This window comes from Xanthobacter tagetidis (assembly GCF_003667445.1).
Taxonomy (GTDB): Bacteria; Pseudomonadota; Alphaproteobacteria; order Rhizobiales; family Xanthobacteraceae; genus Xanthobacter; species Xanthobacter tagetidis.
Window position 1 is genome coordinate 38,337 of the sequence record NZ_RCTF01000023.1, and the last position, 12,746, is coordinate 51,082.

Sequence of the window (12,746 nt, forward strand, 5' to 3'; positions counted from 1 at the left end):
GCGCCCGGCGCTACAGCTGCTTCTCGAAGAAGTGGTCGGGATAGGGATCGTCGTTGAAGCGGTCGATCTCGCGCCAGCCGGTGGTGCGGTACAGCGCCAGCGCCTCGCCGAGCGCGCCATTGGTGTCGAGCCGCAGCGTGGCGACGCCGAGCGACCGGGCGGCCGCCTCCACCTCGTCCATCAGGCGCCGGCCGAGGCCAAGTCCCCGGGCGGAAGGCGCGATCCACAGGCGCTTCACCTCCGCCATCGCGCCGCCCGAGCCCTTCAGGCCCACGCAGCCCACCGGCAGGCCGTCGGACATCGCCAGAAGGAACACCCCGCGCGGCCGCACCATGGCCTCGGCATCGGGATCGCGCGAGCGCGCCACGTCGAACCCGGACGCGAAGCGGCGCCCGAGTTCGGCATAGTATTCGCCGAGGCACCAGCGCGCCTCGGCGCCGCGCGGGTCCGCTTCCTCGACGGTGATGCGCCCGCGCCCGAGCGTGGAGGCGACGAGGTCCATGGCGTCAAGCAGCGCCTCCGTCCGCGCCGCGCGGGAGAGGAACGCGCCGGCCTGCGCGTTCGAGAGCGCCTCATAGGCGGCGAACTCCGCCTTGCCGGCTTCGGTGAGCCGGGCGACGCGGCGGCGGGCGTCGTCGGCATCGGGCGCCGTCTCCACCAGCCCCTCGTCCTCCAGGCCGCGCAGCAGCCGGCTCGCGAGGCCCGAATCGAGGCCCAGCCGTGCGCGGATCTTGCCCACGTCGCCGCAGCCCTGGCCGATGGCGTTCAGCACCCGCGCCGCGCCGAGCGGCCGCCCGCGCCCGAGAAAGGACGTGTCGAGCGCCCCCACCTCGGCGGTGACGACGCGGTTGAAGCGGCGGATGCGGGAAACGGGATCTGGCAGCATAATATCTGACTTTAGTCCGAGATATGAACTCGTCAATCCGTTTCGGCGGGCCGCCGTGGCAATGGCGGGACGCCCTCGCGCGGGCTCCCGCCACGGCTCGGACCTTGCCATCGCAGCAGAACCTGCTATACGCGCCGCTTCCGTCGCACCCGGCCGGGGGCTGAACGGACGCTCTTTCTTTGCCCGAGGCATGCCTTGGGAAGGGAAAGGGAGGGCAAGACCGCCCGCCGTCCCGTGTCCCCGCCTTCCGAGCTTCGCGCCTTTCCGAAAGGCAAGAAGGGCTTGGCGCCGGTGGGGCGGAGAGTTGAAACGAAAGGCAGTGAACACATGCCGCTCTACGAGCACGTGTTCCTCGCGCGCCAGGACGTCACGGCGCAGCAGGTCGAGGAACTGACCACCCGGTTCAAGGGTGTCATCGAGGCGAATGGCGGCTCGGTCGGAAAGACCGAGTATTGGGGCGTGAAGTCCCTCACCTATCGCATCAACAAGAACCGCAAGGCCCACTTCACGCTCATGAACATCGACGCCCCCGCGGCGGCGGTGCAGGAGCTGGAGCGCCAGCAGCGCATCGACGAGGACGTGCTGCGCGTCCTGACCCTGCGCGTCGAGGAGCACGAGGAGACCCCCTCCGCCATGCTCCAGAAGCGCGATCGCGACGACCGCGGTGAGCGGGGCGAGCGCGGCGAGCGTGGTGAACGCGGCGGCTTCGGCGGCGACCGCGGCGGCTTCGGCGGCCGTGAGGATCGCCCGCGCCGTCCGCGTCCCTCCGAGGAGACCCAGAGCGAGGAGGAAGTCTGATGGCGTTCGCTCAGTCCGGTGGTGCCGGCGGCGGCCAGCGCCGCCCCTTCTTCCGTCGTCGCAAGACCTGCCCGTTCTCCGGCCCGAACGCGCCGAAGATCGACTACAAGGACGTGCGTCTCCTGCAGCGCTACATCTCCGAGCGCGGCAAGATCGTGCCCTCGCGCATCACGGCGGTGTCCGCCAAGAAGCAGCGCGAGCTGGCCGCCGCCGTCAAGCGCGCCCGCTTCCTGGGCCTGCTGCCCTTCGTGATCCGCTGAGGATCACGAACACGGGCATCGTGATCCGCGCAGGATTACGAAACTAGGCAGCGTGATCCGCTGAGGATCACCGCAAGCATATGGTCCCCAAGGGGATCGCGCGCCTCCGGGTCTCCCCGGGGGCGTCTTCCAAGAGAGAAGACAGGCCGCAGGGAATGAGCCCTGGGGCTTCAGTTGGGGCCGCCGCGTGCCGCCTCTAACCGCCCTCAAGCGGGACAGCTCGTCCAATGGGTCCGCTGATCGTCATCGCCATCGCTGCGGGCGCCGCGTCCGCCCTGCTCGCCGCAGGCGTCGCGGCGGGATCGCTCATGGCCGTGCCGCTGTTCTATCTTGCGCCCCTGCCGGTCATGATCGCCGGCATCGCCTTCTCTCCCTGGGCTGCGCTCGGCGCCGCCATCGTTGCCGCCGGAAGCCTCGGCTTCGTGTTCGGGCACCCGCTCCTGATCGCCTATGCGCTGGGCATGGGCGGCCCCGCTTTTGCCCTCTCATATGCCGCCATGCTTGCCCGCGAGGAGCCGGCGGCGCGCGACGGCGTGCTGTGGTTCCCGGTGGGTGGGCTCATCGGCATGGCGGCGGGCCTCGCGACGCTGGCGGTGCTGGTGGCGCTGTTCTCCATGTCGTGGAGCTTCGAGGCCTATGAGGCCTCGGTCATCTCCGCCTTCGAGGCGCTTGTCGGCCAAGGCGGGCAGTCGGCGCTGGCCGGCGGCACCGACACGGCGGCCATGGGGGCCCTGCTCGCCCGCCTGCTGCCACCCATGGCGGGGGCGCTGAGCATGGTCTCGCAGCTCGCCTGCCTCTACCTCGCCGGCAAGGCGGCCCTGGTGTCCCAGCGGCTCACGCGGCCCTGGCCCGATCTGTCCGCCTTCCGCCTGCCGCGCGGCACGCCGCTGGCGCTCGCGGCCGCCCTGCTGCTCACCATGGCGCCGTCCATGCTGGGCCTCGCCGCCTCGGTGGCGGCGGCGACCCTGATCCTCGCTTTTGCGCTGGCCGGCTTCGCGCTGGTCCACGCCCTCACCCGCGGCCACACCGCGCGCGTCCTTGTGCTCTCGGGCGTATGGGCCACGAGCCTCATGCTGGGCTGGCCCCTCCTCGCCATGGCGGCGCTCGGCCTCGCGGACGCCCTGTTCGACTTGCGCGCGCGGGTTTCGACGCCAAAGGGACCGCCTGCCGCCAACGATCGCTGAACAGCCCGATCACGCGAAGACCAAGACACACGAAAACGCACGACACACGAAGATACAAGGAGACACGAACATGGACGTCATTCTTCTCGAGCGCGTCGCCAAGCTTGGCCAGATGGGCGAAGTGGTGAAGGTGCGCGACGGCTACGCCCGCAACTTCCTGCTGCCGAACGGCAAGGCCCTGCGCGCCACCAAGGCGAACAAGGACCGCTTCCAGACCATGAAGGTGGAGCTTGAGGCCCGCAACCTGGAGCGCCGCCAGGAGGCCCAGGCCGTGGCGGAGAAGCTCAACGGCCAGAGCGTGGTGATGATCCGCCAGGCGGGCGAGAGCGGCCAGCTCTACGGCTCCGTCTCCACCCGCGACATCGCCGACGGCCTGACCGCGGCCGGCTTCCACGTGGACCGCGCGCAGGTGGTGCTGAACCACCCCATCAAGACCCTCGGCCTGCACACCGTGCCCGTCACCCTCCACCCCGAGGTCGAGGTCACGGTGAAGGTGAACGTCGCCCGCAATCCCGAGGAGGCCGAGCGCCAGGCCCGCGGCGAGGACGTGCGCACCGCCCGTGACGAGGACGCCGAGATCGAGGCCGAGCTCGCCGTCGAGCGCGCCGCCGTCGCCGCCGAGCTGGCCGCTGAGGAGGACGTGGAGGGCTGAGCTTTACGGCTTTTGCCTGCGCCGGCGGCCTCCACTGCCGGCGAGACGAATGAAAAGGCGGCGCCCTGGCCCAGGCCGGCGGCGCCGCCTTTGTTTCTGAACGCCGGCCGCGACGCCGCAGGTGCCTCCCGCTCAATTTTTCATCGCCGCTTCACGGGTGATGGAAAAAACAGCGTCCGGCGGGTGCGACATATTGCCGACAGGAACGCTTGATGGTTTCATTCCACCCGTTGCGGCCGAACCCGGCGGCCGGACATCGTCTTGCGCGTTTCCAACGTTATGTCGTGCGAGGCAAGGCGAACCCGAACTGACCAGAGCGGTCGGGGCGCAGTGTTGCAGTGGCTGCCTGCGGGTGGGTCCGGCATCGGGCGAGGGAAGGAGAGGCATTTCGCGTCATAGGACGCTCATGGTGGAGGCGGCCGATGGAACGGTTGCTGAAGAATGTTCTGGCCCGCATCGTCCGTCGCGGTGCGCTTCAGGTCACGTCGGCCTCCGGCCGGCGCTACGTGGTGGGCGGAGATTTGGTGGGCGAAGATGTGGTGGGTGAGGCCGCGGCCGGCCCTCCGCTTGTGGCGGTTCGCTTCACGACCCGCGCGGCCGAACGCGGCATCCTGCTCGACCCCGAGCTGCGCCTGGGCGAAGCCTATATGGACGGCACGCTGGTGGTGGAGAAGGGCACGCTCGCCGACCTTCTCGACTTGCTGATGTCGCAGCCAGAGGCGGTGAATCCGACCCCGTCGGCACGGGGGCTCTACCGGCTGCGGCTGGCCCTGCGGCGGATCGCCCAGTTCAATCCGCCCGCGCGGTCCCAGCGCAATGTCGCCCACCATTACGACATCGACGGGCGGCTCTATTCGCTCTTCCTCGATGCCGACCGGCAATATTCCTGCGCCTATTTCGAGACGCCCGAGCAGCGGCTCGACGACGCCCAGCTCGCCAAGAAGCGCCACCTCGCCGCCAAGCTGGTGATGGATCGGCCGGACCTTTCGGTGCTGGACATCGGCTCCGGCTGGGGCGGGCTGGGCCTCTATCTCGCCGAGATGACGGGCGCGCGCGTCACCGGCGTCACCCTCTCGCGGGAACAGCTCGACATGGCGCGCAACCGGGCGCGCGAGCGCGGCCTTGCGGACCGGGTCGAATTCCGCATGCAGGACTATCGCGACATCCCGGAGGCCTTCGACCGCATCGTCTCGGTGGGCATGTTCGAGCATGTGGGGGTGGACCACTTCGCCACCTTCTTCCAGCGGGCGAAGGCCCTGCTGAAGCCCGACGGGGTGATGCTGCTCCACGCCATCGGCCGCTCCGACCCGCCGGGCGTCACCAACCCTTTCATCGCCAAGTACATCTTCCCCGGCGGCTACATCCCGGCATTGTCCGAGGTGCTGCCGCACATCGAGCGCGCCGGCCTCGTGGTGACCGACATTGAGCTTCTGCGCCTGCATTATGCTGAGACGTTGAAGGCGTGGCGCGAGCGCTTCCGCGCCCGCTGGGAGGAGGCGGTGCGCCTGACCGACGAACGCTTCTGCCGCATGTGGGAATTCTATCTCGCCGCCAGCGAGATGGCGTTCCGCTACCAGGGCCTGAACGTGTTCCAGATCCAGCTCGCCCGCCGCCAGGAGGCGGTGCCGCTCACGCGCGGCTATATCGCCGAGGCGGAGGCCGCTTTGCGCCGGCGCGAGGCGCAGGCGTGTCCCCCGCTGCGGCTGGCCGGCGAATAGGCACGCGATCGGCCTTCGCCGGGGCGCCCGCGTTCTCGGCGCGCCATCCCCCAGGCCGGTGCGGGGGATCGCCGGTCGGCCGTGGTGCCGGCCTCCCTGGCATCGTGCGGGATGGCAGGGCGGATGCCCCGGACAAGCCGGGGCATGACGACGCCCGCGAGACCGCCCCCTACAGGAAATAGAGGAACGTCAGCAGGATGAAGCCCGGCACCAGGAAGCCAACAGACCAGGCCATGTAGCCGAAGAAGCTCGGCATCTTCACGCCGCGGTGCTTGGCGATGGAGAGCACCATGAAGTTCGGCGCGTTGCCGATATAGGTCATGGCGCCCATGAACACCGCGCCGGCCGAGATCGCCTCCAGCGTCACCGCCAGCGGCCCCATCAGCTGGTGCGGGTCGCCGCCGGCCAGGTTGAAGAAGACGAGATAGGTCGGGGCGTTGTCCAGGAAGGCCGAGAGCGCGCCGGTGAGCCAGAAGTACCAGACGTTCACCGGCTGGCCGTCGGGCCCGGTCACGAGCTCGACCAGCGGCGAGAACACGCCGCGCTCGCCCGCCTTGAGGATGGCGATCACCGGGATGATGGTGAGGAAGATGGCGGCGAACAGCTTCGCCACCTCGCGGATCGGCTCCCAGTCGAAGCCGTTGCGCTCGCGCACCAGCTTCGGGGTGATGGCGAGGGAGACCAGCGCGATCACCACCAGCAGCACGTCGCGCACCATCCACTGCAGCTCCACGTGGGTGCCGTAGATGTTGAAGCTGATGCCGGGCTTCCACAGCGCCGAGAGCAGGATCGCGCCGATGACGCCGCCGAGCAGCGGCAGGTTCTGCGCCCCGCGCAGGCCCAGCCCCTCGGTGTCGGGGGTCGGGTCGCGGCGCAGTTTCATGCCCTCTTCCTTGCGGTAGTAGTAGCTGTCGAGCAGGAAGAAGGCGGTGAGCAGAAGGCCCGCCATCACCACCGTGTCGTGGAACAGGTGCGTGGTGGTCCAGAAGAAGTTCACCCCCTTCAGGAAGCCGAGGAACAGCGGCGGGTCGCCGAGTGGCGTCAGCGAGCCGCCGATGTTCGACACCAGGAAGATGAAGAACACCACCGTGTGCACGTTGTAGCGCCGCTCGTCATTGGCGCGCAGCAGCGGGCGGATGAGCACCATGGAGGCGCCGGTGGTGCCGATGACGCTGGCCAGGACCGTGCCGATGGCAAGCAGCGCCGTGTTGGTGACGGGGCTGCCGTGCAGGTTGCCGGTCACCAGGATGCCGCCCGAGACGGTGAACAGCGCGAACAGCAGGATGATGAAGGGGATGTATTCCAGCAGCGCCGTGTGCACCACCTCGTGCGTCGTGGCCGAGGGGCCGTAGGTCAAGGCGAAGGGAATGGCGAAGGCGAGGCCCCAGAACAGCGCCACCTTGCCGTAGTGATGGTGCCAGAAGTGCCCGGCCAGCAGCGGGAACAGGGCGATCGACAGCAGCATGCCCACGAACGGCAGCGCCCAGAGCGGCGAAAGCTGCGCGCCGTCCAGCGCCGGCGCCCCATCCGCGCCCAGGGCGCCCGAAGCACCTGCTAGAAGAAGGACGCCCGCGCCGGCAAGCCCGAGACAAGACCTGACACACCGCCGCGCCGCCACCATTTCCCCACCCCTGTGTCTTTTGAGTGCCGCCCTGTGATGGACGATAGGGCGGCGTGAGGCAAGGGCGACTGCCGGCAAATGGGCACGGTGGCGGCCACCAATCTTCCGCTGCGTCCGCCGGCGCCCCGCGCGGGGCCGCCACGGGGCGCGAAGCGGCATCGCGCCATTGACCCCGGCGGCGGTTTCTGCCCAAGTGCCGCCGCGTTTCGATCCCAGCACAAGAGCGATGAGCCAAGAACCGACACAGGAGCGGGCCAGCGACCGCTACAACGCCCGCGCGGTGGAACCCCGCTGGCAGAAGATCTGGAAGGAGCGCGGCGTCTTCCGCACGCGCAACGATGATCCGCGCCCGAAATTCTACGTCCTGGAGATGTTCCCCTACCCGTCCGGGCGCATCCATATCGGCCACGGGCGCAACTACGTCATGGGCGACGTGCTGGCGCGCTACAAGCGCATGGCCGGCTTCAACGTGCTGCACCCCATGGGCTGGGACGCGTTCGGCCTGCCGGCCGAGAACGCCGCCATCGAGCGCCGCGTCCACCCCAAGGAGTGGACCTACGAGAACATCGCCACCATGCGCGAGCAGCTCCAGCTGCTCGGCCTTTCGCTCGACTGGGACCGCGAGATCGCCACCTGCGACCCGTCCTATTATGTCGAGCAGCAGCGCATCTTCCTGGACTTCCTGGACAACGGCCTCGCCTATCGCAAGGAGAGCGAGGTCAATTGGGACCCGGTGGACAACACCGTGCTCGCCAACGAGCAGGTGATCGACGGCCGCGGCTGGCGCTCCGGCGCGGTGGTCGAGCGGCGCAAGCTCTCGCAGTGGTTCTTCCGCATCACCGCGTTCGCCCAGGAGCTGCTGGACGCCATCGATACGCTCGACCGCTGGCCCGACAAGGTGCGCCTCATGCAGCGCAACTGGATCGGCCGGTCGGAAGGGCTCGAAGTGCTGTTCGAGTTCGCCCGGGGCGAGGCACCGGCGGGCGCCGACGCGGTGAAGGTCTACACCACCCGTCCCGACACGCTCTATGGCGCCTCTTTCCTCGCGCTGTCGCCCGACCATCCGCTGACCCGGGACCTCGCGGGGAAGAACCAGGCGCTCGCCGCCTTCGTCGCCGAGTGCAAGAAGGGCGGCACCTCGGCGGAGGAGATCGAGACCCAGGAGAAGCTCGGCTTCGACACCGGCCTCAAGGTGGTGCACCCGCTGGACGACAAGCGCACCGTGCCGGTGTTCGTGGCCAATTTCGTGCTGATGGACTACGGCACCGGCGCCATCTTCGGCTGCCCGGCGCACGACCAGCGCGACCTCGACTTCGCCCGCAAGTACGCCCTGCCGGTGGTCCCGGTGGTGCTGCCGCCGGACACCGACGCGGGCGCCTTCGCCATCGGCGACGTGGCCTATGACGGCGACGGCACCCTGATCAATTCCGGCTTCCTGGACGGCATGAGCGTGCCCGACGCCAAGGAGGCGGTCGCCCGGCGCCTGGAGCGCTTCCGCGTCGGCGGCGAGCCGCAGGGCACGCGCAAGGTGAACTTCCGCCTGCGCGACTGGGGCATCTCGCGCCAGCGCTATTGGGGCTGCCCGATCCCGGTGATCCACTGCGAGAGCTGCGGCCCCGTGGGCGTGCCGCGCGCGGACCTGCCGGTGCTGCTGCCGGAGGACGTGACCTTCGACCGGCCGGGCAATCCGCTCGACCGCGCCAAGGCCTGGCGCGAGGTCGCCTGCCCGAAATGCGGCAAGCCGGCCCGGCGCGAGACCGATACCATGGACACCTTCGTGGATTCGTCCTGGTATTTCCTGCGCTATGCTTCCGACAATGCGCAGCAGCCGCTGGACAAGGCGGCAGTCGGCCACTGGCTGCCGGTGGACCAGTATATCGGCGGCATCGAGCACGCCATCCTGCATCTGCTCTATTCGCGCTTCTTCACCCGGGCGCTGAAGGCCTGCGGGCGGATCGACCTGGAGGAGCCGTTCGCCGGCCTCTTCACCCAGGGCATGATCGTACACGAGACCTACAAGGACCAGGACGGCAAGTGGCTGTTCCCGGAAGAGGTGAAGGTGCTCGGCACCGGCAAGGCGGTGAAGATCGACGACGGCACCCCGGTCGCTGTCTCGCCGCCGGAGAAGATGTCGAAGTCGAAGCGCAACGTGGTGGCCCCCGAGGCGGTGGCGGACACCTACGGCGTCGACTGCGCGCGCTGGTTCATGCTCTCCGACACCCCGCCCGAGCGCGACAGCGAGTGGACCCAGGGCGGCATCGAGGGCGCCTGGCGCTTCGTGCAGCGCATCTGGCGCCTGGTGAACGAGGCGATCGAGCTGGGCGCCCCGGCGGCGGCGAACCGCCCCGACGCGTTCGGCGAGCCGGCGCTCGCGCTGCGCCGCGCGGCCCACGCCCTCGCCGCCCAGGTGGCGGACGACGTGGAGCGCCTGCGCTTCAACGTGGCGGTGGCGCACGTCTACGAATTCACCAATGCCTTCGCCTCGGCGGTCGCCGCCGCGCGCGGCGCGGCGCCGGTTCCGGCGGACCTCGCCTACGCCTTGCGCGAGGCGGCGGAGATCGCGGTGCTGGTGATCTCTCCGATGACGCCGCATCTCGCCGAGGAATGCTGGGCGACGCTCGGGCATGAGGGGCTGGTGGCGGAGGCCGGATGGCCGCGGGTGGACGCGGCGCTGCTGCGCCGGGATACCGTCACCCTGCCGATCCAGATCAACGGCAAGAAGCGCGACGACATCGTCGTTCCGCGCGAGGCCACCACCGCAGAGGTGGAAGAGGCCGTCCTGCAACTCGAAAGCGTGCGCAAGGCACTCGACGGGCGCGCGCCGAAGCGTATCATCGTGGTGCCGCAGAGGATCGTGAATGTGGTCGCCTGACACCGAACACCGCACCGAAACCCGCGCCGAACATCGCGCCGACCGGACGCCCCTGGCCGCGTCTGCGAAGCAGGATGCCGGCCGCGCGACTCTGCTTGCACGGCTTGCCGTGGTGGGGCTCCTGTCCGGCGGCCTCGCCGGCTGCTTCCAGCCGCTCTATGCGGAGAGCAACACCGCCGCCGGCCCCTCGCTCATGGACAATATGCGCGAGGTGGAGATTCTCCAGATCCAGGGCCGGATCGGCAACGAGCTGCGCAACGATTTGATTTTCGCCCTCACCGGCGGGGAGGGCAATCCCAAGCACGTGCCCTACCAGATGACCATCTCGGTGCAGTCCTCGATCGCCTCGGCGATCGTGAATTCGGGCTCCGGCCTGCCTGAGAACCAGATCGTCCGAATCACCGGCAACTGGAAGCTGGTGCGGGTCGGCGACGAGAAGAAGAAGCCGGTGATCGAGGGGTCCGCCTCCGGCTCCGGCACCATCGACGTGAGCGACCAGCGCTACGCCAACTATGCCGCCACCCGCGACGCGGAGAACCGCGCCGCCCGTATCGTCGCGGACCAGATCAAGGCGCAGATCGCCGCCTATTTCATCCGCAAGAAGAACGATCCCAACTTCGAGCCCAAGCCCCAGGGCAGCTAGCCCATGGTGGCCGTGCGGCCGGGCGACGCGGACACGGCGCTCGCCCGGCGCGACCCATCCAAGCAGGTGGTTCTCATCTTCGGGCCGGACATGGGCCTCGTGCGCGAGCGCGCGGCCGCTCTGGTGCGGCGCTCCATCCCCGACACCGCCGATCCGTTCGCCCTGGTGCGCCTCGACGGCGACGAGCTGTCGTCCGATCCGCGCCGCCTCGTGGACGAGACGCGCACCATCGGCCTGTTCGGCGGCGAACGGGTGATCTGGGTGCGCGCCGGGTCGCGCAACATCGTCCCGGCGCTGGCCCCGGTCCTGGCCGAGCCGTCCGGCACGCTGGTGGTGGTGGAGGCGGGCGACCTCAAGCGCGGCGCGCCGCTGCGCGCGGCCTGCGAGAACTCGCCCCACGCTTTGGCCATCGCCTGCTATGCCGACACCGAGCGCGACCTCGCCCGCCTGGTGGACACCATGCTCGGCGAGGCCGGCCTCGCCATCGATCCGGACGCGCGCGAGCTTCTCGTCTCGCTGATCGGCGGCGACCGGCTCGCCTCGCGCGGGGAGATCGCCAAGCTCGCCCTCTACGCCCAGGGCGGCAAGCGCGTGAGCGCCGAGGACGTACGCGCCATCGTCGGCGATGCCTCGGCGCTCGCCCTGGACGATGTGGTGGATGCCGCGCTCGCCGGCGAGACGGCGGACGCGGTGCAGGCGCTCGGCAAGGCATTCGGCGCCGCCACCCGGCCGGACGCGGTGCTCGGCGCGCTGCTGCGCGCCCTCGCCTCACTGCACCAGATGGCGCTTCAGGTGGAGGGCGGCTCTTCCGTGGACCGGGTGATCGACGGCGCCCGGCCGCAGGTGCATTTCTCGCGCAAGCCCAAGCTCTCCGCCGCGCTCAGGGCGCTCCCAGCCGGCCGCGTGCTGAAGGCCATGCTCGCCGTGGACGAGGCCGTGCTTGCCGCCCGCCGCAGCGCGCCGCTCGCCCAGGCCATCTGCGAGCGCACCGTGCTCCAGGTGGCCCAGCAGGCCGCAGCCGGACGGCGGCGGGGCCGATAGCCCACCGCCGCAGCCGTCCGCTTCGGTCTTGACGCGGCGCGGCGAAGGTGCGTTAAGAAGCGCGTGCGGCCTTCGGGCCGCGCCGTAAGCGTCCGACGTCAGGCAACGCATCCAACCCGGTCCCAGGCCGGCCGGATGCGCGAGACGATCCGGACCCGCCCGGGACCATCCGCGACAAGGATGGCCCTCATGGCCTCTCCCAAGACTTCCCGCAAGCTGCCGGCGCGCTATGCCGGCATCGTCATGCCGCTCGTTCTGTCGGTGCTGATGACCTTCGTGGTCTCGGCCATCGCCACGGCACGCAGCCTGGGGCTCGGCCCCGATTTCGTGAGCACCTGGCCCATCGCCTGGGGCCTCAGCTGGCTCGTCGCCTTCCCCACCCTGCTGCTGGTGCTGCCCGTGGTGCGCCGCATCGTCGGCCTCGTGGTGGAGGCGCCGGCGCGCTGATCCCGCACGAAAGGCGGCCGGGAGGCCGCCTTTCGCCGGGTCGCGCGAGGGCGCGATGGTCAGGCCGCGCGCCGCTGGTGGCGGCCCTCGCGGACCTCCTCGATGATCTTGGCGCAGAACGCCTCCAGATCGTCGGGCTTGCGGGAGGTGACGAGGCCGTTGTCGGTCACCACCTCCGCGTCCTCCCAGCGCGCGCCCGCATTGACCACGTCGGTGCGGATCGAATGATAGGAGGTCATGCGCCGGCCCTTGGCGATGCCGGCTTCCACCAGCAGCCACGGCCCGTGGCACACCGCCGCCACGGTCTTGCCGGCATCGTAGAAGGCCTTCACCAGCTCGACCGCCGCGGGCTCGGCGCGCAGCAGGTCGGGATTGATCTGGCCGCCCGGCACGACGATGGCGTCGTAGTCGGCCTCGCGGGCGTCCGCGAGCGGCCGGTCGACCTTCACGGGGCGGCCCCAGTCCTTCTTGTCCCAGCCCTTGATCTCGCCGCTCTCCGGCGAAACGACGTCCACCCTGGCGCCCGCCTCCTTCAGGCGGTCGCGGGGCACTTCCAGCTCGGACTGCTCGAAGCCGTTGGTGGCGAGAACGAGAATGCGCTTGCCGTCCAATGGACCGGACATG

The 12,746-nt window shown here is 69.9% G+C and carries 12 protein-coding genes; 9 read left to right on the forward strand and 3 right to left on the reverse strand.

All coding sequences use genetic code 11. The features are described from left to right. Positions 1-10: 10 nt before the first annotated feature. The gene (locus D9R14_RS20680) at positions 11-883 is read right to left on the reverse strand and encodes a bifunctional helix-turn-helix transcriptional regulator/GNAT family N-acetyltransferase (RefSeq protein ID WP_394010960.1); all 873 of its coding nucleotides are present in this window, start codon (positions 881-883) and stop codon (positions 11-13) included. Between the two features lie 330 nt (positions 884-1,213). Here D9R14_RS20680 and rpsF point away from each other — a divergent pair, with 330 nt between their 5' ends. The 5 genes from rpsF (at position 1,214) to D9R14_RS20705 (ending at position 5,498) form a co-directional block, all read left to right on the forward strand. Further along, positions 1,214-1,684 (forward strand): 30S ribosomal protein S6, encoded by a 471-nt coding sequence (gene rpsF / locus D9R14_RS20685; RefSeq protein ID WP_121625259.1) that lies wholly within the window; start codon positions 1,214-1,216, stop codon positions 1,682-1,684. Next, positions 1,684-1,944, forward strand: coding sequence for a 30S ribosomal protein S18 (gene rpsR / locus D9R14_RS20690; protein ID WP_121625260.1), 261 nt, complete (start codon positions 1,684-1,686; stop codon positions 1,942-1,944). Before rpsF ends, rpsR begins: the two co-directional genes overlap by 1 nt. A 227-nt stretch (positions 1,945-2,171) precedes the next feature. Continuing rightward, on the forward strand, positions 2,172-3,128 hold the full coding sequence (locus D9R14_RS20695) for a DUF2232 domain-containing protein (protein WP_121625261.1): 957 nt from the start codon (positions 2,172-2,174) through the stop codon (positions 3,126-3,128). Between the two features lie 70 nt (positions 3,129-3,198). Next, complete coding sequence (gene rplI / locus D9R14_RS20700) at positions 3,199-3,780, forward strand: 50S ribosomal protein L9 (RefSeq protein WP_121625262.1); 582 nt, start codon at positions 3,199-3,201, stop codon at positions 3,778-3,780. A gap of 422 nt (positions 3,781-4,202) precedes the next feature. After that, a complete protein-coding gene (locus D9R14_RS20705; RefSeq protein WP_121625263.1) occupies positions 4,203-5,498 on the forward strand; it encodes a cyclopropane fatty acid synthase in 1,296 nt (431 codons plus the stop codon). Between the two features lie 169 nt (positions 5,499-5,667). Here the strand turns inward: D9R14_RS20705 and D9R14_RS20710 are convergent, their stop codons facing one another. Then, the gene (locus D9R14_RS20710) at positions 5,668-7,119 is read right to left on the reverse strand and encodes a sodium:proton antiporter (protein WP_121625264.1); all 1,452 of its coding nucleotides are present in this window, start codon (positions 7,117-7,119) and stop codon (positions 5,668-5,670) included. 226 nt (positions 7,120-7,345) lie between these two features. Here D9R14_RS20710 and leuS point away from each other — a divergent pair, with 226 nt between their 5' ends. The 4 genes from leuS to D9R14_RS20730 all read left to right on the forward strand — a co-directional run bounded on the left by leuS (position 7,346) and on the right by D9R14_RS20730 (position 12,122). Next, on the forward strand, positions 7,346-9,991 hold the full coding sequence (gene leuS / locus D9R14_RS20715) for a leucine--tRNA ligase (RefSeq protein ID WP_121625265.1): 2,646 nt from the start codon (positions 7,346-7,348) through the stop codon (positions 9,989-9,991). After that, a complete protein-coding gene (gene lptE / locus D9R14_RS20720) occupies positions 9,978-10,634 on the forward strand; it encodes an LPS assembly lipoprotein LptE (RefSeq protein ID WP_121625266.1) in 657 nt (218 codons plus the stop codon). The genes leuS and lptE overlap by 14 nt, the downstream gene beginning before the upstream one ends. Before the next feature lie 3 nt (positions 10,635-10,637). Beyond that, positions 10,638-11,675 carry a DNA polymerase III subunit delta gene (holA, locus tag D9R14_RS20725; protein WP_121625267.1) on the forward strand — a complete coding sequence of 346 codons (1,038 nt, stop codon included), beginning with the start codon at positions 10,638-10,640 and terminating at the stop codon, positions 11,673-11,675. Positions 11,676-11,855: 180 nt separating this feature from the next. After that, positions 11,856-12,122 carry a DUF2798 domain-containing protein gene (locus tag D9R14_RS20730; RefSeq protein WP_121625268.1) on the forward strand — a complete coding sequence of 89 codons (267 nt, stop codon included), beginning with the start codon at positions 11,856-11,858 and terminating at the stop codon, positions 12,120-12,122. 59 nt (positions 12,123-12,181) lie between these two features. Here the strand turns inward: D9R14_RS20730 and D9R14_RS20735 are convergent, their stop codons facing one another. Further along, positions 12,182-12,745, reverse strand: a complete 564-nt coding sequence (locus tag D9R14_RS20735) for a type 1 glutamine amidotransferase domain-containing protein (protein WP_121625269.1) — start codon at positions 12,743-12,745, stop codon at positions 12,182-12,184. Between the last annotated feature and the right edge of the window lies 1 nt (position 12,746).